Origin of the sequence: Streptomyces tuirus, from assembly GCF_014701095.1 — a bacterium.
GTDB lineage: Bacteria > Actinomycetota > Actinomycetes > Streptomycetales > Streptomycetaceae > Streptomyces > Streptomyces tuirus.
Window position 1 is genome coordinate 3,475,040 of sequence record NZ_AP023439.1, and the last position, 24,881, is coordinate 3,499,920.

The following is a 24,881-nucleotide window of genomic DNA, read 5'->3' on the forward strand; positions in this document are numbered from 1 at the left end:
CGGTTAGACGGCGGTGCCTGACGACCGGGTGGCCGTCCCTTGCGTGAGAGTAACCCCGCGGGGAAGGGGGACCGCGGGATTGTTGATCATCTGTGACAGGGCCGGGGCGCGGTGTCCCGCCCGGCCGGATCTACGCCAGCGCCCTGCCCAGGACGTACACCGCGGGGGCCGCGGCGGCCAGCGGCAGGGCCACGCCCGCCGTGAAGTGGACGAAGCGGGAGGGGTAGTCGTAGCTCGCGACCCGGTGGCCGATCAGGGCGCAGACGGCGGCGCCCGCGCCGAGGAGGGCGCCCGACGCGCCGAGGTCCGTGACCGAGCCCATCGCGATGCCCGCACCCGCCGCGGCGAGCAGGGACACCACCACCGAGGCCGGGGTCGGCAGCGGCAGCGCGCGGGCCAGGACGGCGACCGCGACGGCCACCGCGCCGACCGTGACCGCGTCCGCGGCGGCCGCGAGGTACCCGCCGGCCACGATCGCCAGCGCCGACGCCGCGACCGTCGCCATCAGGCCGTACATCCGCTCGTCCGGATCGGCGTGCGACCGCAGTTGCAGGACCAGCGCGAGCAGCACCCACACCCCGATCGTGCCGAGGATCGCCGACGGCGAGCCGCCCGAGACCAGCAGCGCCGCGTCGGCGGCCAGCGCGCCCGCGAAGCCCAGCGCGATGCCCTGCCGGGCCGGCCACATCCCGTTCAGCCGGAACCAGCCCGCCGCGGTGACGGCCTGGAGGATCACCAGCGGCACGAGCAGCGCGTAGGTCCCGATCGCCGCGGCACCGGCCAGCAGCAGCCCGAGCAGCGCCGTCAGCGCCGCCGGCTGCATGCCGGGCTCGATGATCGGCGAGCGACCCTCCGCGCGGGCCCGCTGCGCGTCGGTGACGCGCGCGTTCCCGCCGACGGTGGCGGGGCCGTAGCCGCCGGCGGAGGCGTCGGCGTCGGTCGCGGCCGGGGCCGCGGGTTCCTGCGGCGTCCGGGGGCTACGGGGCTCCTGGGACGACTGGGGCGGCCGGGGCGACTGCGGGGTCAGAATCGCCGTCTCCGGATCCGGCGCCTGCGCGGACACCGCCTGGTGGTTCTGCGTCTCCCAGGTCTGCCCCTGCCACTGCTGCGTGTACTGCTGAGCGGCGTGCGGGTCCTCATACCCCTGGTACCCCTGCCCGGGCCACGCCTGCGGCTGCTGCCCGTAGGGGCCGTAGGGGTCGTACGGCTGGTTCTGCTGATGCGGCTGGTTCGGCTGGTTGGTCATCGCTCATCCTCCTGCGAACGGCGGGAGCACCTCGACCGTGCCGCCGTCGGCCAGCCGTACCGTCTCATGTCCGCGGGTGCCCACGGGGTCGCCGTCCACCAGGAACGAGCACCGGCGCAGGACGCGCTCGAGCTCGCCGGGGTGCCGCTCGCGCACTCCGTCGAGCGCCTCGGCGAGGGTGGCCGCCTCGTACGGCTCCTCGGCCACCCCGGCCGCGGCCTTGGCGGCGGCCCAGTAGCGCACCGTGACCTTTGGCATCTGCTTCCTCAATGAATTCGGCGATGAACCCCGTCAGGCTAGCCCGCCCGGGCCGCGACCCACTCCCCGATCCGGGCCAGCAACGCCTCGCCGGCCGCGTGCTCGGCATGCCCCATCCCCGGCTCCAGCCAGAGTTCACCCTGGTCACCGGCGGCGGCGGCCAGCATCCGCGGGTGGTCGACGGGGAAGTAGCCGTCGGCCTCGCCGTGCACGATCAGCAGCGGGGTGGGGGCGATCCTCGGCACCGCCTCCACCGGGGAGAGCGGGACCGGGTCCCAGTCACGGTGGTGGATGCGGGTCCCGAAGCCGTACCGGCCGACGATCCGCCCCTCCGGCCGCGTCACCATCCAGTGCAGCCGCCGCATCGGGGCGGTCCCCCGGTAGTACCAGCGGGCCGGGGCGCTGACCGACACCACCGCGTCGGTCTCGCGGGGGTGCAGCGCCGCGTGCCGCAGCACCACCGAGCCGCCCATCGAGAACCCGACCGTCCCCACGCGCGCGTGCCCGAGCTCCCGCGCCCACCGCACCGCCGCCGCCAGGTCGAGCACCTCCCGGTCCCCGACCGTGGACCGCCCGCCGGACGCACCGTGGCCCCGGAAGGAGAACGTGACGACCGCCCCGTAACGCGCGAAGACCTGCGCCACCCTTCGTACATGCGGCCGGTCCACGGCCCCGGTGAAACCGTGGGCGACGACGAACACGGGAGGACCGGAAGGCGTCCGCGAGGCGTCGTGCACCGCGGTGCCGGGGTCGTACAGGGCGTCGATCGTCACCCCGTCGGCCGTACGCAGAAACGTCCTCGACGGCCTCCGTACACGCGTTCCCGCGGGCGTCTCGGAGTGTGGACGATCGGTGGAACGCGCCACATGACCTGCCGGACCAGAGCTCATGTGGGCTATTCTGCTGGGCATAGGACTCGGGCAGCGAAGCCCCCGGGTCCTTTTGTGCTTTCGGAAGCGTTGTATACGAAGCGGGAAACCGCAGGTGTACGGGGCCTTCGGGATCGCAGACAGAGCGGTGCTGTACCAACAAGCGTCCTCGCAGGGACCGAGGAGGAACCAGACGTATGAGTTCTCTGCTGCTCCTGACCAACGCCCTCCAGCCCTCGACGGAGGTGCTCCCCGCCCTCGGCCTGCTCCTGCACACCGTGCGCGTGGCCCCCGCGGAGGGCCCCGCCCTCGTCGACACCCCCGGTGCCGACGTCATCCTCATCGACGGCCGGCGCGATCTGCCGCAGGTGCGCAGCCTCTGTCAGCTGCTGCGCTCCACCGGGCCGGGCTGCCCGCTCGTCCTCGTCGTCACCGAGGGCGGCCTCGCCGCCGTCACCGCCGACTGGGGCATCGACGACGTCCTGCTCGACACCGCCGGCCCGGCCGAGGTCGAGGCCCGGCTGCGGCTGGCCATGGGCCGGCAGCAGATCGTCAGCGACGACTCCCCCATGGAGATCCGCAACGGCGACCTGTCGGTCGACGAGGCGACGTACTCGGCCAAGCTCAAGGGCCGCGTCCTCGACCTCACCTTCAAGGAGTTCGAGCTCCTGAAGTACCTCGCCCAGCACCCCGGCCGCGTCTTCACCCGCGCCCAGCTGCTCCAGGAGGTCTGGGGCTACGACTACTTCGGCGGTACGCGCACGGTCGACGTGCACGTACGGCGGCTGCGCGCCAAGCTCGGCCCCGAGCACGAGTCGCTGATCGGCACCGTCCGGAACGTCGGTTATCGATTTGTTACGCCGGAGAAGCCGGAGAAGATGGACCGCCTCACCGAGGAAGCGAAGGCCAAGGCGGCCAAGGCAAAGCCGGACACCGCGGACAACTCGGCCGCCCTGAACGCGACCGAGGCCCGCGCGAAGGCGTAAAGAGGCGTATTGCGGCGCCGGCCCGGGCATCGCTTCCCGCACGGGATGCCCGGACGGCGGTCGGGATATCGTACGGAACCTCCTTTACGCCCTGCCCAGAGCCGGTATATCCGCGTAGACTCCGCGCGTGGCCAAGGTGACTCGGGATGATGTGGCGCGGCTGGCAGGGACTTCCACTGCCGTGGTCAGTTATGTCATCAACAACGGACCCCGGCCGGTCGCCCCGGCCACGCGCGAGCGTGTCCTCGCCGCGATCAAGGAACTGGGGTACCGGCCCGACCGGGTGGCCCAGGCCATGGCGTCCCGGCGCACGGACCTCATAGGCCTGATCATCCCGGACGCCCGCCAGCCCTTCTTCGGGGAGATGGCGCACGCGGTCGAGCAGGCCGCCTCCGAGCGCGGAAAGATGGTCCTCGTCGGCAACACCGACTACGTCGGCGAACGCGAGGTCCACTACCTGCGCGCCTTCCTGGGGATGCGGGTCTCCGGACTCATCCTCGTCAGCCACGCGCTCAACGACCTCGCCGCCGCCGAGATCGAGGCCTGGGACGCCCGGGTCGTGCTGCTGCACGAACGGCCCGAGGCCATCGACGACGTCGCCGTCACCACGGACGACCTGGGCGGCGCCGAGCTCGCCGTCCGGCACCTGCTGGAGCACGGCCACGAGTACGTCGCCTGTATGGGCGGCATAGCCGAGACCCCCGCGGTCGGCGACCCGGTCTCCGACCACGTCGAGGGCTGGCGCCGCGCGATGGACGAGGCCGGGATCTCCACGGAGGGCCGCCTCTTCGAGGTCCTCTACAACCGCTACGACGCCTACCAGGCCGCCCTGAAGATCCTCTCCGGCCCCCAGCGCCCCCCGGCGATCTTCTGCTCCACCGACGACCAGGCGATCGGCCTGCTGCGCGCGGCGCGCGAACTGCGCATCGACGTGCCCGGCGAGCTGGCGGTGGCCGGCTTCGACGACATCAAGGAGGCGGCGCTCACGGACCCGCCCCTCACGACGATCGCGTCCGACCGCCCGGCCATGGCCCGCGCGGCGGTGGACCTCGTCCTCGACGACGGGCTGCGGGTGGCGGGGGCCCGGCGGGAGCGGCTGAAGGTGTTCCCGTCGCGGCTGGTGACCCGGCAGTCCTGCGGCTGCGCGTAGCCTCCGAAGGCCGGGGCGGCGGGCCCCTCTCTGTCGAGGCGGCGGACCTCGAGACCGCAGGCCTCTTTATATCGGGCATACGAGGTTCTGTCGGGCTTTTCAGGGAGCACTCAGGAAGCTCTCATGGTCGGGCGACAAGCTCTGTTCCATGACCGAGAGCTTCCACCGCAGTGGCGGGTACGAGAACCCTTACCAGGGTCAGCAGCAGGCCCCGGTGAACCCCGAGTGGCCGCCCCCGCCGGCGTACGCCCCGGCGCAGGCTCCGCATCCGAAGAAGCGCGGCCGTGGCCCCTTCGCCCTGATCGCCGCCGTGGCGATCGTGGCCGCTGCGATAGGCGGCGGCACCGCCTACGGCATCCAGGAACTGACCGGCAACGACACCGTCGCCTCCAGCTCCACCAGCACCAACGTGGTCCCCTCCAGCCAGAAGGGCACCGTGGCCGGCGTCGCGAAGGCCGTCAGCCCGAGCATCGTCGAGATCAGCGCCACCTCCAACGCCGGGTCCTCCACAGGCTCCGGCGTGATCATCACCAGCGGCGGCGAGATCATCACCAACAACCACGTCGTCTCCGGTGCCTCCCAGATCAAGGCGACGACCAACGACGGCAAGTCCTACACCGCGAAGGTCGTCGGCACCGACAGCAAGAAGGACCTGGCGCTGATCAAGCTGGAGAACGCCTCCGGCCTGAAGGCCGCCACGCTCGGCGACTCGGCCGGGATCCAGGTCGGCGACCAGGTCGTGGCCATCGGCTCCCCCGAGGGCCTGTCCGGCACCGTCACCAGCGGCATCATCTCGGCCCTCGACCGTGACGTCACCGTCCCGACCGAGGAGGACCAGGGGCAGGGCCAGGGCCAGGGCGACGAGTGGCCGTTCGAGTTCGGCGGGCGCCAGTTCAACGGCGACACCGGCTCCGACACGACGACGTACAAGGCGCTCCAGACCGACGCGTCCCTCAACCCGGGCAACTCGGGCGGCGCGCTGATCGACATGAACGGCAACATCATCGGGATCAACTCCGCGATGTACTCGCCGGCCGGCCAGGCCTCCTCGTCCTCCGCCGCGGGCAGCGTCGGCCTGGGCTTCTCCATCCCGATCAACACCGTCAAGGCCGACCTCGCGAAGCTGCGGGCGGGATCGACCGACTGAGTCCGGGCGACCGAGAGAGCGAGGAGTACGGCGATGATCGAGCAGATGGTGCACACGGAACCGGGCGCGGACCCGGCGGCGATCGGCCTGGCCCTGGCGGTGGCGTCCGCCCTGCACGCGCCGACGGGCCGGGCGGCGGAGACGGCACCGGCCCCGGCGACCCGCAGGGCGAGCCGCGCCGGGAAGGCCCGGCGCCGGGCGCTGCGGGGCTGACGTTCCCGCCGGCTCGCGCCTGCGACGTGCGACGCTGAGAGCGTCAGAGCACCCCCGTCCCCCTTCACCTCCGAGGACCCCCGACCCATGAGCCCCGCAGACGGCGACCGTGACCCGCAGCGCATCCTGATCGTCGACGACGAGCCGGCCGTACGCGAAGCACTCCAGCGCAGCCTCGCGTTCGAGGGGTACGGGACCGAGGTCGCCGTCGACGGCGCCGACGCGCTCGAGAAGGCGGCGACCTACCGGCCCGACCTGGTGGTCCTCGACATCCAGATGCCGCGCATGGACGGCCTGACGGCGGCGCGCCGCATCCGTGCCACGGGCGACACCACGCCGATCCTGATGCTCACGGCCCGCGACACGGTCGGCGACCGCGTCACCGGCCTCGACGCGGGCGCCGACGACTACCTGGTCAAGCCGTTCGAACTCGACGAACTCTTCGCCCGCATCCGCGCGCTGCTGCGCCGCAGCTCCTACGCGGCGGCCGTGGGCGCGGCCGACCCGGCCGACGAGGACGCGCTCACCTTCGCCGACCTGCGCATGGACCTCGCGACACGGGAGGTCACGCGGGGCGGGCGCCCGGTGGAGCTGACCCGCACCGAGTTCACGCTCCTGGAGATGTTCATGGCACACCCGCGCCAGGTCCTCACCCGGGAGCAGATCCTCAAGGCCGTCTGGGGCTTCGACTTCGAGCCGTCGTCGAACTCCCTCGACGTGTACGTCATGTACCTGCGCCGCAAGACCGAGGCGGGCGGCGAACCGCGCCTCGTCCACACGGTCCGGGGCGTCGGATACGTGTTGCGGCAGGGCGGCGCGGAGTGAGTCCCCGCACGGTCGTACGGCGCTTCCGCTCCCTGCCGATCCGCTCCCGCCTTGCGCTGCTGGTGGCGGCGGCGGTGGCGTTCGCGGTGGCGGCGGTGTCGGTGACGTGCTGGTTCATCGTGCAGGGGAAGTTGTACGACGAGATCGACAACGACCTGAAGTCGTCGGTCGGGCCGCTGCGTCCGGACGACTTCCAGAGCCTCACGGACAACTGCCGCCAGACGCCGTCCGACACGCTGGGCATGGGGACCCGGCCCAAGAGCTACGGGCAGCTGGTCCGGGCCGACGGCAAGGTGTGCCTCTTCCCGAGTTCCACGGCCCAGGTACAGGTCCGCGGCGAGGACAAGGCCGTGGCCAAGGACCCCGTCCCGAACCAGGGCCAGATCCGCGACGGCACGGACAACGACGGCAACAAGCTCCGCGTCCTGGCCACGGCGGTCGTCATCAAGGACGGGCCCCTGACGCAGGGTGTGGCCGCGGACTACTCCCTCGTCGTCGCCCTGCCGCTCAAGGGAACCCAGTCCACGCTCAACGAGCTCGCCCTGATCCTCCTTCTCGTCTCCGGCGTCGGAGTGCTGGGTGCCGGAGCCGCCGGCCTGGCCGTCGCCCGGGCCGGGCTGCGCCCCGTGGACAAGCTGACCGAGGCCGTCGAGCACGTGGCCCGTACGGAGGATCTGCACATCCGCATCCCCGTGGCGGACGACAGCGAGGACGAGATCGCCCGGCTGTCCCGGTCCTTCAACTCGATGACGTCGGCGCTGGCCAGCTCCCAGGAGCTGCAACAGCAACTGATCGCGGACGCCGGCCATGAACTCCGCACGCCGCTCACGTCCCTGCGCACCAACATCGAACTCCTCACCCGCAGCGAGGAAACGGGCCGCCCCATCCCCGAGGCGGACCGCAAGGCGCTGCTCGCGTCGGTGAAGGCGCAGATGACGGAACTGGCCGCGCTCATCGGCGACCTCCAGGAGCTGTCCCGCCCGGACACGGGCCAGCACGCGGGCCGGACACAGATCGTCGCCTGGCACGACACGGTCGAGTCGGCGCTGCGGCGGGCCCGGCTGCGGGGCCCGGAGCTCACGATCACGGCGGACGTCCAGCCGTGGTTCGTCCGGGCGGAACCCTCCGCCCTGGAACGGGCGGTGGTCAACATCCTCGACAACGCGGTGAAGTTCAGCCCGGCGGGCGGCACGATCGAGGTCTGCCTGGCCTCGGGCACCCTCACGGTCCGCGACCACGGCCCGGGCATCCTCGCCGACGAACTCCCCCACGTCTTCGACCGCTTCTGGCGCTCCCCGAGCGCACGCGCACTGCCGGGCTCGGGCCTGGGCCTGTCGATCGTGGCGCGTACGGTGCAGCAGGCCGGGGGCGAGGTCTCCTTGTCCCGGGCGGAGAACGGCGGCACGGTGGCGACAGTACGACTGCCCGGGGCGGCGGTCCCCCCACCGGAGGATCTGCCCCTTCCCTGAGGTAGGTCAGGACTGGATCGACCACCCCCCGTCGAAGGAAACTGTCGGGGCCGCCCGCTTCTTTGGCAGTGCCGTGCTTCCACGGCCTGCATCAAGGGCGCTTCGCGTCGCCTTCGGCGATCGGCCTGCGGCCGACCCTTGACCCAGGCCGTTCCAGCACGGGAGAGAAGCGAGCGAGCGGCCCGAAGAGCGGGTGGCCAGGGCAGACGCCCCACCGGTCGCCTTTCCGGCCGCTCGGCGACGTAGGGCGCATCGGGCAGGGGGCGGCACGCCGGGCGGTCTCAGCGGCTTGCGGTGGGGTGGGGTGGTCAGCCGGCCACTCGGGAGGGGCAGCGCAAGGAACTGGAGCGTTTGCGCCACGCCTGCCCCTGCCTGCCAGGGCCCATGCACTCCCCACTGGTCCGAAACGCTCCACTCACCACCTCAACCCCCCTCCCAGCGCCCACCCACCCACCGATCGCCGCTTAGCCCACCTGGCGTGCGGGCGAGGCGCGGTCGCGCACGTGGACGCCGCTGAGCGAGGCAACGGGCCGAAGATCGCAGGCAGGCTCGGCCACCCGCCTTTCCGGGCCGCTCGCTCGCTTCTCTCCCGTGCTGGAACGGCCTGGGTCAAGGGTGGCCCGCAGGGCCATCGCCTAAGGCGACGCGAAGCGCCCTTGAGGCAGGCCGTGGAAGCACGACACTGCCAAAGAAGCGGGCGGCCCCGACAGTTACTTCTTGACGTACGTTACGAAGGACGCCCAGGCGCCCGACCCGAACACGAGCACGGGACCATCCGACCGCTTGCTGTCTCGAACGGGGACTGTGCCGGGGCAGTTGTCGGCGACCTCTGCACAGTTGTTGGCTCCCCCGTCGCTGTAGCTCGACTTGCGCCCTGACCGTCACCGCCCCACCGTCAGCCCCGATCCCGACACCCGCACACGGATGCCGTCCTCCTCCACCCGTACCTCCTGCAACCGCACGTCTCCCTGGTCCGGTTCGGGCAGTTCGAACGCCAGGGACAGTCGGTCGGCCAGGGCCGGGCGGGTCAGGTCCGACAGGGAGTCGAGCAGGTTGGGGTCCAGGCCCAGGCGGCGCATGACCTCGGGGTTCTCCAGGGCCAGGTCGATGAGGTTGAGGCCGGCGGCCTGGCGGGCGAAGCGCGGGGAGCCGGTCAGCTCGGCGAGTTTGCCGTCGTCGGCCAGGGCCTCGCGCACGGTCGCCTCGGGCACGCCCATCCGCCGCACGATGGCCGGGACCGACAGCAGCGCCTTGGCCTTGCGGGTCTCCCGGGCGAGGTCGGCGGTGCCCTTGGCCGTCAGATGCAGGCCCTCCGAGGCGCGGGTGCCGGGGCGGTAGGTGGCCAGGTCGCCGATGTCCAGGCGCATCTTGCCGATCTCCGTGGCGATGCCCCGCTCCCCCTGCCGCTGGATCCGGGCCTCGGCGCGCAGCCGGAGGTTGTGCCCGGCGACCGGCAGGGTGCCGTTCGCCCGGACCCGGTCGCGGCCCTCGCCGGTGAACGTCACCTGGGAGGCGCCGAGTTCGCGGTTGAGGTCGGCGAAGGTGAGCTGGACGTCCCCGTCGAAGCGGGGGACGTGGGCGCCGCGCACGGAGGTGAGGCCGTCGGCGTTCAGCGTCACGTCGTGGGCCGTGGCCGACACCTTGGCCAGGGAGACCCGGTCGGCGGCGACGTCCGGGACGGTCACCTTCACCGAGTCCAGCCGCTTGTCGGCGAGTTGGGTGAGGAAGGGGAAGCCGCCGATCTCCACCTCGGGCGCCGCGGCCAGGCCGAGGCGGTCCTTGAGGGTGTCGGCGGCCCGGTGCTCGGCGTACAGCACGGCCCAGCGGTCGCCGAGGGCGGCGAACGAGGCGAGGACGGCCAGGCCGACCACCGCCTTCACCGCGAGCGGCAAGCCAGCGAAACGATTCTTCCTGCGCCGCTTGCCGCCGCGGCGGTGGTCCGGCGGGGCCCAGGCGTCCTCGGCGCCCGCATCGCGTTCCTCCGTGAGGAACTCCTCCAGAGGGGTCTCCTCCAGAGGCCCGTCATCGAGGGCGGCGAGCTCCTCGTACGGGTTCGGTCGGGGATGCGCATCTAGGTGGTGGGGGGTACGCATCGATCCATCCGATCACGCGTACCTCCCCCACCCGCAACCTGTACCCCGGGTATGCGACTTACTTCACGATCGTGATGCGGTCCGCCTTCGGCGGCGCGATCGGGTTCGACGCCGAGGAGTTGGCCGTCAGGTACTGCTCCAGAGCCGTCAGGTCGTCGCTGCCGACCACGTCGTTCGTGCCCTGCCCGAGGGTCGGGAATCCGTCGCCGCCGCCCGCGAGGAAGCTGTTCGTCGCGACGCGGTAGGTGGCGGCCGGGTCGATGGCCGAGCCGTTCAGCCTGATGCTGTCCGTGACCACCCGGTCGGCACCGGACTTGGTGAGGTCCAGCGTGTAGGTGAGGCCGGACGAGACCTGGAGGACCTTCGGGGCCGCCGCGTTCGGGCCGGACACCTGCTCCTTGAGCACCTGGATGACCTGCGCTCCCGTGAAGTCCTGGAGGTTCACGGTGTTCGCGAACGGCTGGACCGTGAAGCCCTCGGCGTAGGTGACGACCCCGTCGCCCTCACCGGCCTTGGCGGCGTAGGTCAGCGGGGCGCGGATACCGCCCGGGTTCATCAGCGCCAGGTCGGTCTCCGGGTCGAGCTGCTTGCCGTGGGCGAGCTGGGCGTCGGCGATGAGGTCGCCGAGCGGGGACTCGCTGCCGGTGTTGCCGATGTCGCCGGAGATGTAGCCGATCGGCTTGTTGCCGATGGGCGCGGCCAGGGCGTTCCACTTGCTGATCAGCTCGGTCATGTCGGGCGCCTTGGGGACGTCCCGGGTGACCACGCGGTTCGCGGACTTCACGGCCGTACGGGCGATGTCGCCGGTCTTCCGGTCGTAGGTCAGCGTGGTGTCGGTGTAGAGGCGGCCGAAGGACGCGGCCGAGGTGACCATGCGGGGCTTGCCCGCCGGGTCGGCGATGCTGCACACGTACGCGTTGTGGGTGTGGCCGGTGACCAGCGCGTCCACCTGCGGCGTGACGTTCTTGGCGATGTCGACGATCGGGCCGGAGATGCCGTCGCCGGCGCCCGGGGAGTCACAGTCGTAGTTGTACGACGTCGACGCCGGGAAGCCGCCCTCGTGGAGGAGGGCGACGATCGACTTCACGCCCTGCTTCTGCAGCACCTTGGCGTACTTGTTGATCGTCTCGACCTCGTCCTTGAAGGACAGGCCCTTGACGCCCTCGGCGGAGACGATGTCCGGGGTGCCCTCCAGGGTCACTCCGATGAAGCCGACCTTGACGCCGTTCTTCTTCCACACCCAGTAGGGCTTGAGGATCGGCCTCTCGGTCTTCTCGTCGAGGACGTTGGCCGCCAGGTAGGGGAAGTCGGCGCCCTTGAACTTCTCGTCCGCGTAGCAGCCGTCCTTCGGGTGGCAGCCGCCGTTCTGCAGGCGGGCCAGCTCCTTGGCCCCCTCGTCGAACTCGTGGTTGCCGACGGAGGTGACGTCGAGGTCGAGCTTGTTCAGCGCCTCGATGGCCGGCTCGTCGTGGAACAGCCCGGAGATCAGCGGGGAGGCGCCGACCATGTCGCCGCCGGCCGCCGTGATGGAGTACTTCTCGCCCTTGCGGGCCTGCCGCAGATGCGTGGCGAGGTACTCGACACCACCGGCGTCGATGGTCTTCGTCGTCCCGTCGGCCTGCGTCTCGGTGACCCGGCCGGAGGAACCGGCCGGCGGCTCGAGGTTGCCGTGCAGGTCGTTGAACGACAGCAGCTGCACGTCCTGGTAGCGGCCGTACCCGCCCTTGTGCTCCTCGCCGGCACTGGCCGAACCGGGCAGCGCCGCGGCGGCCAGCGCGCCGACGGTGACGACACCGGCGGTGAGAGCGACGAAACGGTTCGTACGACGTCTGCGGCGCTCCTGGTGCGCCGACGCCGGTGAAGTGGCTGGCATACGCCCCCCTGTGGGTCTGCTGTCGGTTTTGCTCGGACGGTGTTGCCGTCCGGCGCAGCCTAGAGTCAACGCGCGTAGCGCGACAGGGGTTTCGTGGTTACGTCTGGGTTGCTTCTTGCCGCCGATTTGCCGGTGGCGCCCCGTACCCTCGTACGCATGACCAGCGACGACACCGTACGACCCGGACGCCCCCGCTCGATCGAGACCCTGACCGCGCTCTCCACGGAGCAGACCGAGGCCGTGCTCGGACTGCTCGACGAGGCGGCCGGGGCCGACGGGCAGCAGGCGGTGTCCGAACAGGGCCGGTTGCAGTTGCGCGGCGGGGAGCGGGAGGGCGTGTCCCATCTGCTGCTCACCGTCGGCGGGGAACTTGTCGGTTACGCCCAGCTGGAGGACACGGACCTGGTGGAGCCGCCGGCCGCCGAGCTGGTCGTGCACCCCGGGCACCGCGGGCACGGGCACGGGCGGGCGCTCGGCTCGGCGCTGCTGGCGGCCTCCGGCAAGCGGCTGCGGGTGTGGGCGCACGGCGGGCACTCCGCCGCCCGGCATCTCGCGCAGGTCCTCGGCCTGACCCTCTTCCGTGAACTGCGCCAGATGAGGAGGCCGTTGACCGGCTTCGACGCACCCGAGCCGGTGCTCCCCGAGGGCGTCACCGTCCGCACCTTCGTCCCCGGCAAGGACGACGCGGCCTGGCTCGCGGTGAACGCCGCCGCCTTCGCCCACCACCCCGAGCAGGGCTCCCTCACCCAGCGCGACCTCGACGACCGCAAGGCCGAGCCGTGGTTCGACCCGGAGGGCTTCTTCCTCGCCTTCCGCGGCGGCGAACTCGTGGGCTTCCACTGGACCAAGGTGCACGCCGAGGAGGGCCTGGGCGAGGTCTACGTCCTCGGCGTCGGCCCCGGCGCGCAGGGCGGCGGCCTCGGCAAGTCCCTGACCACGATCGGGCTGCGGCACCTGGCGGGGCGGGGGCTGCCGACGGCGATGCTGTACGTCGACGCCGACAACAAGGCGGCGGTGTCGGTGTACGAGCGGCTGGGCTTCACCACGCACGAGGTGGACCTGATGTACCGGACGGAGACCTGACCTCTCCCGCGATGCCGGCCGGTGTGTCCGCCCGGCCGCCGCATCCGGCCTCGCCGCCCTGGTCCGGCTCCGCGACGACGCCGCCCGCTGGATGCCGGCCCGGGGCGTCACCGGGCAGTGGCGGCCGGGGGAGCTGGACGAGGAACACTTGCGTGATGGTGGACCGGGCCGCCGCCCCGCCGGGGACGGGGCGGGTGCTGCCGACGGCCGGGGAACGCAGCGTGGCCGAGGCGGGGCTGACCTGGACGCGTCCGGACTGCCTGGCGGGCGACGCGCAGCTCGACGCCTATGACCGGATGCGCCGCCTATGACCGGCTGCGCCGCCGCAGTGGCTCCACCGCGCATACCGCGCCCAGGATCACGGCCCCGGCCAGCACCACGCCCCAGCGGTCGTGGGCCGCGGCCCACCGTTCGTCCTCGACGGGCACGAACAGCGCCCAGCGCCCGGGCTGGAACAGCATCGCCAGGAGGGCCGTGGTCAGCAGGCCGATCGCGACCGGGAGTCCGGGCCGGGCGACCTCGCTGAAGCGCACCGCGGCCGCCGCGCCGGTCACCGCCAGGGCGCAGGCGGCCCCGGCTTCGAGGGTGATGTCGCCGACCGGGGGCCGTACGTACGGCGGCACGAGCAGCAGGGCCACCGTCCACCAGGCCGCCGCGGCCGGGGCGGCCAGGGCGACGCGCAGGGCGGTCCGGACCGGGCGGGGGGTCGGTACGGCGGCGGTGGTGTGCCGGGCCGGGTCGTCCAGGAGGAAGGCCAGGCCCACCGCGAAGGCGAGGATCGCGGCCCGCAGCAGGTACAGGGAGAGCCGTTCCGCGCTCTCACCGGTCCGGGTCAGCGCGGTGAGCAGCCATCCCGCCGCCCCGGCCGCGCCGACCGCTCCCCACGGCAGTGTCCGGTGGACGGGGAGCACCAGGTGCCGGGTCAGGAGCACTTGTCCTCCCCGTCGGGCTCGGGCAGGTCCAGCAGCTCGGCGGCCCGGGCGGCGGTGATCTTCGGCGCGGTCAGTTCGCGCCACCGGTCCTTGACCCGTGCGCCGGCCTCGCCCCGGGGCAGGTCGAGCAGTGCGCGCAGCACCTCGGTCTGGGCCACGGTCATGGACAGCCCGTCCGTGGGCTGGAGCACCATGGCGGAGCCGGTGATGCTGTCGTCGAGCCGGACGCGGCGCAGCGCGTCGAGCGGGTCCGGCTCCCAGCCCACGGCCAGCCACATCAGGGGGACGATGCGGGCGTCGCAGATCGAGGTCGCGGCCTTCTCGTCGCCCGCGATCAGCACACCGGCCACGGCGGCGGAGAACTCGGGAACGCGGTTGCCGCCCCACTGGGTGCCCACCGTCACCTCGTGCGGACGCTCCAGCGGCATCAGGGCGCCGTCGCCGGAGAGGCCGTAGCGCGCCTCGACCCGCTGCCGTACGACGACGTCCTGCTCGTGGGCGGCGCCCCCGGCCAGGGAGCGGACCCGGTCCACCACCGCGGCCCAGTCGGCGACCCGTGGCCCCCACTCGGGGAACGCGCAGTAGGTGGAGCCGTCCCGGCGGACGCAGGACTGCAGCTGCTCGGGGTGCACGGTGGCGCGTTCGCGTGCCTCGACCAGCCGGGGGGAGTCGCCGCCCGACTGGGCCACTGCGCCGACCAGCGTCATGGCGAGCGCTCCGGCGGTACCGGCCAGGACGGCCGGCTTGCGGCCACCGGCGGCCAGGACCGCCACCAGGCCGAGGAGCAGGGCCAGTCCGGCGAGGTACAGGGCGTGCCAGCCGGCGGGCCGGCCCATCAGGTCGGAGGGCAGCGTGTTGCTCGTGAACTCGCCGACGGCCGGCAGCAGCCAGCGGCTCGCGTCGTCGCTCATGCCCCAGAAGGCGAACAGGAAGAGCCCGAACACGACCAGCAGCGGGGCCGCGAGGACCGATCTCACCAGCCCGGCCATGAGCAGCCCGGCCAGTCCGAGCAGCAGCACCGTCAGCGGCCCGACGAGCAGTTCGCCCACCGACCCCTGCCCGATCGCCCCGGGCCGCAGTGCCTCCCGGCCGAACTGCCCGGCCACGCACACGGCGGTGACCAGGGCCGGGGCCAGGACCGACAGGGCGTGGGCGACCGTGCGGCACCAGTGCGGGAGCGGCAGCACCGCGAAGTGCCGCTCCGTGCCGTGCCGTCGGGAGCGCAGGGCGGCCTGGTTGACGGACAGCAGGACGGCGAGGCCGACCAGCATCGGGGCGTCCTGGGTGGCGCGGTCCGCGTCCTGGAGGGCCGGGTAGTCGCCCCAGGCCCTGCCGGCCCGCCACACGGTCCAGCCGACGTAGGCGGCGAAGGCGAGCAGCACCGGAATCCGGGTCAGCAGCCGGCGGGACTCGAACAGGGCAAGGGCGAGCACGGCCTGGAAGGGCCCGCCGGGCTCGTTCCGTGTCCCGGGAGCGAGCGGCTTCTCCACGACCGTGGTCATGCCGCCACCTCCGCTCCGGCGTCGTCGAGCGTGAGCAGGTAGCCGTCCTCCAGGGTGGGTTCGAGCAGGTCGGCGCCGGACGGCGGGTCCCCCACGTTGCGGAAGGTCCCGGTGCCGGTGCGCCAGCCCGCCTTCGCGCCCGGGTCCCGCTCGGTGCTGCTCCACACGCGCCCGGCGGCCCGCGCGGTCAGCTCGGCCGGGGTGCCCTCGAAGCGCACGCGCCCTCCGGCCATGACGATGACGCGGTGGCAGAGCATCGCCACGTCCTCCGTCTGGTGGGTGGACAGCAGGACCGTCCGCCCCTCACCCGCTGTGGCGATCAACTCCCGGAAGCGCATGCGCTGTTCGGGGTCCAGCCCCACGGTCGGCTCGTCGAGGACCAGGAACCCGGGCCCGCCGACCAGGGCGGCCCCCAGGGCGACGCGCTGCCGCATCCCGCCGGACAGCTTGCGGATCCGCTTGCCCCGCACGTCCGCCAGGCCGACCTCGTCGAGCACCCGCCGCACCTCCCGGTGCCGGGCGCCCCGGTCGGTCATCTCCTTGAGGATCGCCACGTAGTCGACGAACTCGAAGGCGGTGAAGTCCGGGTGGAAGCCCGGCGTCTGCGGCAGATAGCCCAGCCGGCGCCGCACCTCCTGGCGGCCGCGGGCGGTGCCCGGGTCGTGCCCGAGGACGGTGAAGGCCCCCCGGTCGGCGGGCAGGGCCGTGGCGAGCACCCGCAGCAGCGTGGTCTTTCCGGCGCCGTTGGGGCCGAGCAGCCCGGTGACGCCGGCGGTCAGCCGCAGCGACACGTCGTCGAGGGCCCGGGTGCCGCCGTAGCGGAGGCTCAGCCCGGAGGCGGACACGGTCGGGGTCATACGGCACGTCCCTGGAAGAGGTCGAATCGGTCACGGAGCAGGAAGAGCAGCCCGGCGGCGAGCGCGGCGACCACCGCCGCCACGCCCTGCCCGGCCGGGGTGAACGGCGCGAGCGGCACGTCGGCGCCCGTCCGCACCGCGTCGGCGGTCAGCAGCAGCCCGACCCACGCCCCGCCGACCAGGGACGGTGCGAGCACCGGCCCGAGCCGGGGCGTCAGCGCGAGCCCGGTCGCGGTGAGCGCCAGCGCGGGCAGCAGCCAGGCCAGGCCGCGCAGTCCGTAGGCGGGCAGGGCGAGGGTCGCCAGCCCGTTCAGACCCAGCGCCACACCCAGCACGGCCACCGTCCGGATCATCAGCAGCCGGAACCCGTGCATCGGCGCGACGACGGTCATCTCGTACGTCGGGTCCAGCGCGGGTCCGTACGACAAGGCCACCCCCGCCAGCGGCAGCAGCGGCGCGAGGGCCAGGAACAGGGTGGGGAACTCCCCGCCGCGCACGGCGTGCCCGGCCCCCACGCTCAGGAGCAGCACGGCGACGACGGCCCCGAGCCAGGACCGGCGCAGCACGGGCGTCGCCGCCAGCAGCCGCGCGGTGTGCCCGGCGACCCCGATCCGCACCAGCAGCCGCTCCAGGAGCCCCGTCCGGGGGGCGTCCAGCTCGGCGTCGAGCCTCTCCCACCCGGCGTCGAGGGCGACGGGGTCGCTGACCTCGGCCAGTGCCGCCCGGCACCGGGCGCAGGAGGCCAGATGCGTATCGGCGGACCAGAGCAGAGGGGCTGCCAGCGCCCCGTGCGCGTAGGCGCGCAGATCCTTCTCGGACACGTGCCAGCTCATGCCAACGCCTCCCGCAACTGCTTGCGGGCCCGCATCGCCCGCGTCTTGACCGTCCCTGGCGGAATCCCGAGCAGCACGGCCGCCTCACGGGTCGTCAGCCCGTCGATGACGGTCGCCTGCAGCACCGCCCGCAGCTCCGGCGACAGCCGGACCAGGGCCCCGGCGAGGTCCCCGTGCTCCACCCCCGCGAGCACGCGTTCCTCCGCCGAGACCTCGTCCCGGTGCCGCAACCGCGCCAGGGCCTGCCGCAGCCGCCCGCGCGCCCCGTCGCCCCGCAGCGCGTCCACCAGCCGCCGCGACCCGATGCGCCACAGCCACCCGGCCGCGTCACCGTCCTCCCGGTAGCGGGCGGTGCCCCGCCACACCGCGAGGAAGGTCTCCTGCACGACGTCGTCGACGACCCCGAGGTCGGCGCACCGCCCGCGCAACCGGGCCCGGAGCCAGGGCGCGTAGCGCCGGTACAGCTCCTCGAAGGCGCGCCGGTCGGCGTCCGCGGCGATGGCCCGCAGCAGCTCCCCGTCGCTTCTCGTATCGCTCACGTCTCCTCATCGGGCGGCCCGGTGCGAACGGTTCACGAAAGCACGGTTGACTTTCCGGCCCTCCTTCCACCACCCTTTCACTACTCAATTAGTGAAAGGGTGGTTCAAGCAGTGGTCGAGTACCGCATCGACCGGCGCAGCGGTGTGGCCACCTACGTCCAGATCGTCCAGCAGACCAAACAGGCCCTGCGCCTGGGCCTGCTGGAGCCGGGCGACAGGCTTCCCACCGCCCGCGAGGTCGTGGAGGCCACCGCCATCAACCCGAACACGGTGCTCAAGGCCTACCGGGAGCTGGAGCGCGAGGGCCTGGTCGAGGCCCGCCGGGGACTGGGCACGTTCGTCCGCAAGTCCCTGAGCACCGCCCCCGCCGACTCCCCGCTCCGCGCGGAACTGGACGCCTGGGCGCTCCGGGCGCGCGAGGCCGGCCTGGAGCGCGAGGACGTGGCCGCCCTCTTCACTTCCGTACTCGACACGCACTTCGCAGAATCCAAGGGGGACGCATGACCGACACCGCCATCGAGGCGGCGGGGCTGAGCAAGAGGTTCGGGCGACGCCGCGGGCCCGCGCTGGACGGCTGCGCCTTCCGGCTCCCCGCGGGCAGCGTCTGCGCCGTCACCGGCCCCAACGGCGCCGGCAAGTCCACCCTGCTCGCCCTCGCGGCCGGCCTGCTCCGCCCCACCGAGGGCACGATCACCGTGCTCGGCACCACCCCGGCCGCGGCCCGCGAACGGCTCGCCTACGTCGCCCAGAACAAGCCGCTGCACCCCCAGCTCACCGTCGCCGGCACCCTGCGGCTGGGCCGCGACCTCAACCCCCGCCGCTGGGACGCCGGGGCCGCCGAGCGGATCGTCGCGGAGGGCGGCCTCGACCCGGACACCAAGATCCGCGCGCTCTCCGGCGGCCAGCGCACCCGCGTCGCGCTCGCCCTCGCCCTCGGCAAACGCCCCGAACTGCTGCTCCTGGACGAGCCGATGGCCGACCTCGACCCGCTCGCCCGCCACCAGCTGACGGCCACACTGATGGCCGACGCCGCCGACCGCGGCACCACGGTTGTCATGTCCTCGCATGTCGTGGCGGAGCTGGAAGGCTCCTGCGACCACCTGCTGCTGCTCGGCTCGGGCCACGTCCGGCTCGCCGGGCCGCTGGACGACCTGCTCGCCGCGCACACCCTGGTCACGGGCCGGGCGGGCGAATCCCTGGACCCGCACACCGTGGTCGAGTCCCGCACCACCGGCCGCCAACTGACCGCCCTGGTCCGGCCCTCGGGCCCCCTCGGCGACGGACTCCAGGGCGACCGGCCCTCCCTGGAGGAGGTCGTCCTGGCCCACCTGCGCTCGCCGGACGCCCCGCCGCTGCGGCTCGATGCGCGGGGGGTCGCCGTATGACCGCCGTGACGGGCGAGGCGCCCGTCGCCGCCCTCCGGTCCCCGGGGCCGCGCGGCCTGTTCCTCGCCATGGTGCGGGTGCACCGCACGGCGCTGCTGTTCTGGATCGGGCTGGTGGCGCTGGACTGCGTGGCACTGCTCTGGGCACTCGGCCCGGGCGCGGATGCCGCGTGGGCCGAGCACCGGGCCATGGGCTGCCACAGCGGCAGCCCGAACCTGGGCTGCGACATGCCCGGGCCCGCGATGCTCCGGTACGAGACGGTCGCCACGCTCGCCACCGGCCTCCTCTCCCTGCTGCCGGTCCTCACCGGGGCCTGGGCGGGCGGGGCGCTCATCGGACGCGAACTGGAGGACGGCACCGCCCAGCTGGCCTGGACCCAGTCGGTCACCCCGGCCCGCTGGCTCGCCGCCAAGCTGGCCGTCCCGGCACTGCTGCTGGTACCGGGCACCCTCGCGGTGACCCTGCTGCACCGCGCTGTGTGGTCCGCGCACGGCGATCTGGCCCGCGCCATGGGCTGGCGCTCATGGCACGACGACAGCATCTTCGAGGCCAACGGCACCCTCGCCACCGTCCACCCCCTGACCGCCTTGGCCCTCGGCGTCCTGGCGGGCGTGCTGCTGCGCCGCGCCCTGCCCGCCCTCGGCGTCGCCGTCCTGGGCGTGTCGTTCATGATCTGGGAACTCGACGAGCTGCGCCCGCGCCTGTGGCCGACCCCGCCCGGGACGCCTTCCCTCATGCACAAGCACCCTCCGTCCCACTTCTGGCCCCTCCAGCTCGTCGAGACCGGCATCGTGCTGGCCGTCGCCGCGCTGGCGACCGCGACCGCGTTCCTCGTCCTGCGCCGCCGCACGGGAGCCGCCGTATGACCGCCCCCGCCACAGCCGCCCCCGCCGCGGCCGCCGCGCCTGGCATCCGGCCGGGCGGCCTCCTGCGGGCTGTCGGCAGGACGCACCGCGCCGCCCTCGTCCTGTCACTCCTGGCCCTGGCCGCCGCCGCGGTCGCGCTGGTCTGGCTGCACTCCCTCGGCGACGAGGCCCGGGCGGGCGTGAGCGCCTGCGCCACACCCCCCACCGGCGGGCTCCCCTCCTGCGCGGCGGTCGATGCGATCACCGCCGACGAGACCTACCGGGACGGCCTGTCCGCACTCGCGACCTCCCTGTCCTGGCTGATGTTCCCCGTGGCCGCCTGGGCGGGCGGCGCCCTGACCGGCCGCGAGCTGGAGAACGGCACCGCCCGGCTGGCCTGGACCCAGTCGGTCACCCCGGTCCGCTGGCTGGCCGTGAAACTGGCCGCCCCGGCCGCCCTGCTCACCGCCGGCACCGGCGGGCTCCTCCTGCTGAACGCCTGGGCCCGCGGGGACGGCAACCCCAATCTGGCCGGCGACTGGCACTACCCGGACGTGTTCGTCTCGACGGGCCCGGTGGCCGTCGCCTACGCCCTGGCCGGTCTCGCCCTCGGGGCCCTGGCCGGCCTGGTCTGGCGCCGGGCCCTGCCCGCCACGGGCGTGGCCCTCGCGACCTCCCTGCTCCTGCACGGCGTCCTGGAGCGGTACCGGGAGAACCTCTGGCCGCCCGTCACGCGCACCGAGGCCGGCGACTTCGAACTGCCCCGCTCCGCCCTCCAGGTCGCCTGGGCCGACTCTCCCGTGAACGGCGTCCCGCTCACCCGCGCGACCTTCCACCCCGAGTCACACTTCTGGCCGCTCCAGTACGTGGAGAGCGGCCTCCTGCTGGCCGTGGCCGGCACCGCGACGGCCGCCGCCTTCCTCCTCCTGGCCCGCCGCCTCCCCTGAACCCGGGCCGCGCGTCCTTCCACGGGGGGATGGACGCGCGGCCCGCCCTTTGGTGACTTCCGGGGGCGATGACCCTTCCGGGACACTCCGGGGCGACGGTCCTACCAGGAACACTCCGGGCGTACGGTGTCGCCGAGCGCCCGTCCACAGCCTGTGGGCAACCGTGGGCAACCGCACCGACCCCTCCCCCGGCCCCGTGGACGCCCGCGAGCCGCTCCCCGATATCCCGCACGTCATGTCTCCGTAACCATCGATTCAGACGAGCTTGCGAAGCTCGGCCAATGAATCCCGCCGTGCCAGAGCCTCCCCCGCCCCGCGAGGGTCCCGAGGGAAACGGGAGCACTCATGTGACACCCCCGCTCCCGCCCGCGCTGTCCGACGCGCTCGTGACGCTCGCGGCGCGGAAGAATGGGTCCATGAGCCAGCCGAACACCCAGGCACAGGTCCAGCACGCGCAGCCCTCAGTGGGCTCCATAGCAGCCCACCGCCCGCACACGGTGGCGGCGGCCGTCTCCGATCTGGAGCCGGACATCGACGCCGACCTCGACGCCTACGAGGAGTCGCCGTACGACGGGCCCCAGCTGCCCCAGGGGCGTTTCCTCGACCGGGAACGCAGTTGGCTCGCGTTCAACGAGCGCGTGCTCGAACTCGCCGAGGACCCGAACACGCCCCTGCTGGAGCGGGCCAACTTCCTCGCGATCTTCGCCAGCAACCTGGACGAGTTCTTCATGGTCCGGGTGGCCGGTCTGAAGCGCCGTATCGCCACCGGCGTGGCCACCCGCTCCGCCTCCGGCCTCCAGCCCCGCGAGGTGCTGGAGATGATCTGGGCCCGCTCCCGCGAACTCATGGCCCGGCACGCCGCCTGCTACCACGAGGACGTCGCCCCCGCACTCGCGGAGGAGGGCATCCACCTGGTCCGCTGGAACGAGCTCCACGAGAAGGAGCAGGCCCGCCTGTTCACCCTGTTCAGGCACCAGATCTTCCCCGTGCTGACCCCGCTGGCGGTCGACCCGGCGCACCCCTTCCCGTACATCTCGGGCCTCTCCCTGAACCTGGCCGTGGTCGTACGGAACCCGGTCACAGGGCACAAGCACTTCGCCCGGGTGAAGGTGCCGCCGCTGCTGTCCCGCTTCCTGGAGAGCTCCCCGGGCCGCTACGTCCCCATCGAGGACGTCATCGCCGCCCACCTGGAGGAGCTGTTCCCGGGCATGGAGGTGCTGGAGCACCACGCCTTCCGCCTGACCAGGAACGAGGACCTGGAGGTCGAGGAGGACGACGCGGAGAACCTGCTCCAGGCCCTGGAAAAGGAGCTCATGCGGCGCCGCTTCGGCCCGCCGGTGCGCCTGGAGGTCGAGGAGTCCATCGACCGCGAGGTCCTGGACCTGCTGGTGCGCGAACTGAAGATCAGCGAGGCCGAGGTGTACCCGCTGCCGGGCCCGCTGGACCTCACGGGCCTCTTCCGCATCGCCTCCCTGGACCGGCCGGAGCTGAAGTACCGCAAGTTCGTCGCCGGCACCCACCGCGACCTCGCCGAGGTCGAGTCGGCCTCCGCGCCGGACATCTTCGCCGCGCTGCGCGAGCGGGACGTGCTGCTGCACCACCCCTACGACTCGTTCTCCACCTCCGTCCAGGCCTTCCTGGAGCAGGCGGCCGGCGACCCGGACGTCCTCGCGATCAAGCAGACCCTGTACCGGACCTCCGGCGACTCCCCGATAGTCGACGCGCTCATCGAGGCCGCCGAGTCCGGCAAGCAGGTCCTGGTCCTGGTCGAGATCAAGGCCCGCTTCGACGAGCACGCCAACATCAAGTGGGCGCGCAAGCTGGAGGAGGCCGGCTGCCACGTGGTCTACGGCCTGGTCGGCCTGAAGACCCACTGCAAGCTGTCGCTGGTGGTCCGCCAGGAGGGCGAGACGCTGCGCCGCTACAGCCACGTCGGCACCGGCAACTACCACCCGAAGACGGCCCGCCTCTACGAGGACCTCGGCCTGCTCACCGCCGACCCGCAGGTCGGCGCGGACCTCTCGGACCTCTTCAACCGCCTCTCCGGCTACTCGCGCCGGGAGACCTACCGCCGTCTCCTGGTCGCCCCCAAGTCGCTGCGCGACGGCCTGGTCTCGCGGATCGCCAAGGAGGTCCAGCACCACCGAGCCGGACGCCCCGCGCACGTCCGCATCAAGGTCAACTCGATGGTCGACGAGGCCGTCATCGACGCCTGCTACCGCGCGTCCCAGGCGGGCGTGCCGGTGGACATCTGGGTGCGCGGCATCTGCGCGGTGCGCCCGGGCGTGGCCGGCCTGTCGGAGAACATCCGGGTCCGCTCGATCCTCGGCCGCTTCCTGGAGCACTCCCGGGTCTTCGGCTTCGGCAACGGCGGTGAGCCCGAGGTGTGGATCGGCAGCGCCGACATGATGCACCGCAACCTCGACCGCCGGATAGAGGCCCTGGTCCGGGTCACCGACCCGGCCCACCGGGCAGCCCTCAACCGGCTGCTGGAGACCGGCATGTCCGACTCCACCGCCTCCTGGCACCTCGGCCCGGACGGCGACTGGACCCGGCATGCGACCGACGCGGACGGACAGCCCCTGCGCAACGTCCAGGAGATGCTCATAGACGCCCGGAGGCGCCGGCGTGGCACAGCAACACCTTGACCCCACGAACCCCCTGGCCGGGCCCGCCCCCACCGGTGACGCCCTCGCGGGCTATCTGCGGGCCCAGGCCACGGAGTTCCTCCGAGCGCTGCGCCTGCACCGGGAGACGGGGTCGGGTGCGAACGGCTCGGAGGGGTCCGCCGAGGCGGCCCGCGCCCTGCGCCGCTCGGCCCGGCGCATCAGCGCCGGCCTGCACACGTTCCAGCCGCTCCTCGACCCAGACTGGTGCGAGTCGATGCGCCCCGAACTGGCCTGGGTGTCGGGGACGTTGGCGATGGAGCACGCGTACACGGCCCGTCTGGAACGCCTGCTGACGGCGCTGCACCGGCTGTCGGGGTCGACGGCGCTGCCGGGGCAGGCGGCCGGCGCCGTCGCCGCCGGCCGCGCGGAGGCTCCGGCGGGCGCGCGCGCCGACGCGGCCGCGGGCGGTCGTGCCGCCGCTGCCGCGTCCGTCCCGCAGCGAGCGGCGGCCCGCGACGCCGGGCTGCGCAACCCCCCGCCCGCGGCGCCGGAACGCGGCAACCTCACGGTCGGAGCGGCGAAGGCGGGGGCGCTGCTGGACCGCCAGCTGACCCTCGCCCGCACCCGGGCCCACTCCACGGCCCTGCAGGCCCTGGGCAGCAGCCGTTTCCACGCCGTCGCGGACAAGGTCGCCGTCCTGGCCAGCGAGGTCCCGCTCAGCAGGGCGGCCGGCAGCACCGACCTGCGCCCCCTCGCCGACGCCGCCCGGGGCCGGCTCACCGACGCCGTGAGTGCCCTCCCCCTCGTCACCGCGGGAAGCCCGTACAACGCCGCGGCCCTCGTCCACGGCCTGTCCCCGGACACGGTCCCGCACCCGCAGGACGCCCCCTGGCACCAGGTCCGCCTGCTGCTGCGCCTGCACCGCTACGCACGCGAGGCCGTCAACGGCCCCCAGGGCAACGCCGTGGTCGATCTGCGTCTGCTGTCCGCGGGGCGGGCCCTGAACCGGCACCGGGACGCCTCGGAGGCGGCGGCAGCGGCGGCCCAGGCGGCCCGCACCCCGCGCATCGCCCCGGCCACGGCGTACGCCCTCGGCGTGCTCCACGCCGACCAGCGGCACGAGGTGGAGGCGGCGCGCTTCGCGTTCCAGCAGTGCTGGCAGAAGGAGACCGTCCGCACGTCATGACCGGCCGGCCCGGCAGGTCCGGCCACGGCACCAG

Annotated in this window: 24 protein-coding genes and 2 pseudogenes; 15 read left to right on the forward strand and 11 right to left on the reverse strand. The window is 73.3% G+C overall.

Going from position 1 to position 24,881, the window contains the following annotated elements; translation table 11 throughout:
* Positions 1 to 130 precede the first annotated feature (130 nt).
* Genes IGS69_RS15900 through IGS69_RS15910 form a run of 3 tightly spaced genes read right to left on the reverse strand, consistent with a single transcriptional unit; the run spans position 131 to position 2,394 of the window.
* Positions 131 to 1,246: a hypothetical protein gene (locus tag IGS69_RS15900; RefSeq protein WP_190900374.1), complete on the reverse strand. Its 1,116-nt coding sequence runs from the start codon at positions 1,244 to 1,246 to the stop codon at positions 131 to 133.
* A gap of 3 nt (positions 1,247 to 1,249) precedes the next feature.
* The gene (locus IGS69_RS15905) at positions 1,250 to 1,504 is read right to left on the reverse strand and encodes a MoaD/ThiS family protein (protein WP_010036212.1); all 255 of its coding nucleotides are present in this window, start codon (positions 1,502 to 1,504) and stop codon (positions 1,250 to 1,252) included.
* Positions 1,505 to 1,542: 38 nt separating this feature from the next.
* Positions 1,543 to 2,394 (reverse strand): alpha/beta hydrolase, encoded by an 852-nt coding sequence (locus tag IGS69_RS15910; protein ID WP_190900376.1) that lies wholly within the window; start codon positions 2,392 to 2,394, stop codon positions 1,543 to 1,545.
* A gap of 176 nt (positions 2,395 to 2,570) precedes the next feature.
* On the opposite strand from IGS69_RS15910, the gene IGS69_RS15915 reads away from it, so the two are divergent.
* From IGS69_RS15915 to IGS69_RS15940, 6 genes are all read left to right on the forward strand, one after another.
* Entirely contained in the window at positions 2,571 to 3,359 is a 789-nt protein-coding gene (locus IGS69_RS15915; RefSeq protein ID WP_190900378.1) for a response regulator transcription factor, read from the forward strand.
* Positions 3,360 to 3,486: 127 nt separating this feature from the next.
* Positions 3,487 to 4,509: a LacI family DNA-binding transcriptional regulator gene (locus IGS69_RS15920; protein ID WP_190900380.1), complete on the forward strand. Its 1,023-nt coding sequence runs from the start codon at positions 3,487 to 3,489 to the stop codon at positions 4,507 to 4,509.
* Between the two features lie 148 nt (positions 4,510 to 4,657).
* Entirely contained in the window at positions 4,658 to 5,656 is a 999-nt protein-coding gene (locus IGS69_RS15925; RefSeq protein ID WP_190900382.1) for a S1C family serine protease, read from the forward strand.
* A 33-nt stretch (positions 5,657 to 5,689) separates the two neighbouring features.
* Positions 5,690 to 5,869: a hypothetical protein gene (locus IGS69_RS15930; protein WP_190900384.1), complete on the forward strand. Its 180-nt coding sequence runs from the start codon at positions 5,690 to 5,692 to the stop codon at positions 5,867 to 5,869.
* Positions 5,870 to 5,956: 87 nt separating this feature from the next.
* Entirely contained in the window at positions 5,957 to 6,694 is a 738-nt protein-coding gene (locus IGS69_RS15935) for a response regulator transcription factor (RefSeq protein WP_190900386.1), read from the forward strand.
* Positions 6,691 to 8,163: a sensor histidine kinase gene (locus IGS69_RS15940; protein ID WP_190900388.1), complete on the forward strand. Its 1,473-nt coding sequence runs from the start codon at positions 6,691 to 6,693 to the stop codon at positions 8,161 to 8,163. The genes IGS69_RS15935 and IGS69_RS15940 overlap by 4 nt, the downstream gene beginning before the upstream one ends.
* 710 nt (positions 8,164 to 8,873) lie before the next feature.
* On the opposite strand, the pseudogene IGS69_RS15945 reads toward IGS69_RS15940, so the two are convergent.
* The 3 genes and pseudogenes from IGS69_RS15945 to IGS69_RS15955 form a co-directional block, all read right to left on the reverse strand.
* A pseudogene (locus IGS69_RS15945) lies at positions 8,874 to 9,035 on the reverse strand (DUF397 domain-containing protein); the annotation flags it as partial.
* A gap of 9 nt (positions 9,036 to 9,044) precedes the next feature.
* Positions 9,045 to 10,256 (reverse strand): LmeA family phospholipid-binding protein, encoded by a 1,212-nt coding sequence (locus IGS69_RS15950; protein ID WP_190900390.1) that lies wholly within the window; start codon positions 10,254 to 10,256, stop codon positions 9,045 to 9,047.
* Between the two features lie 58 nt (positions 10,257 to 10,314).
* The gene (locus tag IGS69_RS15955) at positions 10,315 to 12,129 is read right to left on the reverse strand and encodes a bifunctional metallophosphatase/5'-nucleotidase (RefSeq protein ID WP_190900391.1); all 1,815 of its coding nucleotides are present in this window, start codon (positions 12,127 to 12,129) and stop codon (positions 10,315 to 10,317) included.
* A 156-nt stretch (positions 12,130 to 12,285) separates the two neighbouring features.
* Here IGS69_RS15955 and mshD point away from each other — a divergent pair, with 156 nt between their 5' ends.
* The 3 genes and pseudogenes from mshD to IGS69_RS35220 all read left to right on the forward strand — a co-directional run bounded on the left by mshD (position 12,286) and on the right by IGS69_RS35220 (position 13,523).
* Complete coding sequence (mshD, locus tag IGS69_RS15960; protein ID WP_190900393.1) at positions 12,286 to 13,212, forward strand: mycothiol synthase; 927 nt, start codon at positions 12,286 to 12,288, stop codon at positions 13,210 to 13,212.
* A 58-nt stretch (positions 13,213 to 13,270) separates the two neighbouring features.
* Positions 13,271 to 13,360 (forward strand): annotated as a pseudogene (locus IGS69_RS35215) (GNAT family N-acetyltransferase); the annotation flags it as partial.
* Between the two features lie 7 nt (positions 13,361 to 13,367).
* Entirely contained in the window at positions 13,368 to 13,523 is a 156-nt protein-coding gene (locus IGS69_RS35220; RefSeq protein ID WP_385865306.1) for a hypothetical protein, read from the forward strand.
* On the opposite strand, the gene IGS69_RS15970 is transcribed toward IGS69_RS35220, so the two are convergent.
* The 5 genes from IGS69_RS15970 to IGS69_RS15990 are packed head-to-tail and all read right to left on the reverse strand — an operon-like array spanning position 13,518 to position 17,875.
* A complete protein-coding gene (locus IGS69_RS15970) occupies positions 13,518 to 14,144 on the reverse strand; it encodes an ABC transporter (RefSeq protein ID WP_232543533.1) in 627 nt (208 codons plus the stop codon). The genes IGS69_RS35220 and IGS69_RS15970 overlap by 6 nt on opposite strands.
* Positions 14,135 to 15,646: an ABC transporter permease gene (locus IGS69_RS15975; protein ID WP_190900396.1), complete on the reverse strand. Its 1,512-nt coding sequence runs from the start codon at positions 15,644 to 15,646 to the stop codon at positions 14,135 to 14,137. Before IGS69_RS15975 ends, IGS69_RS15970 begins: the two co-directional genes overlap by 10 nt.
* Entirely contained in the window at positions 15,643 to 16,503 is an 861-nt protein-coding gene (locus IGS69_RS15980) for an ABC transporter ATP-binding protein (RefSeq protein WP_190900398.1), read from the reverse strand. Before IGS69_RS15980 ends, IGS69_RS15975 begins: the two co-directional genes overlap by 4 nt.
* Positions 16,500 to 17,336 (reverse strand): zf-HC2 domain-containing protein, encoded by an 837-nt coding sequence (locus IGS69_RS15985; protein WP_190900400.1) that lies wholly within the window; start codon positions 17,334 to 17,336, stop codon positions 16,500 to 16,502. Before IGS69_RS15985 ends, IGS69_RS15980 begins: the two co-directional genes overlap by 4 nt.
* Positions 17,333 to 17,875 (reverse strand): RNA polymerase sigma factor, encoded by a 543-nt coding sequence (locus IGS69_RS15990; protein WP_190900402.1) that lies wholly within the window; start codon positions 17,873 to 17,875, stop codon positions 17,333 to 17,335. Before IGS69_RS15990 ends, IGS69_RS15985 begins: the two co-directional genes overlap by 4 nt.
* Before the next feature lie 111 nt (positions 17,876 to 17,986).
* On the opposite strand from IGS69_RS15990, the gene IGS69_RS15995 reads away from it, so the two are divergent.
* The 6 genes from IGS69_RS15995 (at position 17,987) to IGS69_RS16020 (ending at position 24,847) form a co-directional block, all read left to right on the forward strand.
* Positions 17,987 to 18,379: a GntR family transcriptional regulator gene (locus IGS69_RS15995; RefSeq protein WP_190904514.1), complete on the forward strand. Its 393-nt coding sequence runs from the start codon at positions 17,987 to 17,989 to the stop codon at positions 18,377 to 18,379.
* The gene (locus IGS69_RS16000) at positions 18,376 to 19,260 is read left to right on the forward strand and encodes an ABC transporter ATP-binding protein (protein WP_190900404.1); all 885 of its coding nucleotides are present in this window, start codon (positions 18,376 to 18,378) and stop codon (positions 19,258 to 19,260) included. Before IGS69_RS15995 ends, IGS69_RS16000 begins: the two co-directional genes overlap by 4 nt.
* On the forward strand, positions 19,257 to 20,126 hold the full coding sequence (locus tag IGS69_RS16005) for an ABC transporter permease (RefSeq protein ID WP_190900406.1): 870 nt from the start codon (positions 19,257 to 19,259) through the stop codon (positions 20,124 to 20,126). The genes IGS69_RS16000 and IGS69_RS16005 overlap by 4 nt, the downstream gene beginning before the upstream one ends.
* Positions 20,123 to 21,052, forward strand: coding sequence for a hypothetical protein (locus tag IGS69_RS16010; protein ID WP_190900408.1), 930 nt, complete (start codon positions 20,123 to 20,125; stop codon positions 21,050 to 21,052). Before IGS69_RS16005 ends, IGS69_RS16010 begins: the two co-directional genes overlap by 4 nt.
* Before the next feature lie 416 nt (positions 21,053 to 21,468).
* Positions 21,469 to 23,700 (forward strand): RNA degradosome polyphosphate kinase, encoded by a 2,232-nt coding sequence (locus IGS69_RS16015; protein WP_190900410.1) that lies wholly within the window; start codon positions 21,469 to 21,471, stop codon positions 23,698 to 23,700.
* Positions 23,681 to 24,847: a CHAD domain-containing protein gene (locus tag IGS69_RS16020; protein WP_190900412.1), complete on the forward strand. Its 1,167-nt coding sequence runs from the start codon at positions 23,681 to 23,683 to the stop codon at positions 24,845 to 24,847. The genes IGS69_RS16015 and IGS69_RS16020 overlap by 20 nt, the downstream gene beginning before the upstream one ends.
* Positions 24,848 to 24,881 lie beyond the last annotated feature (34 nt).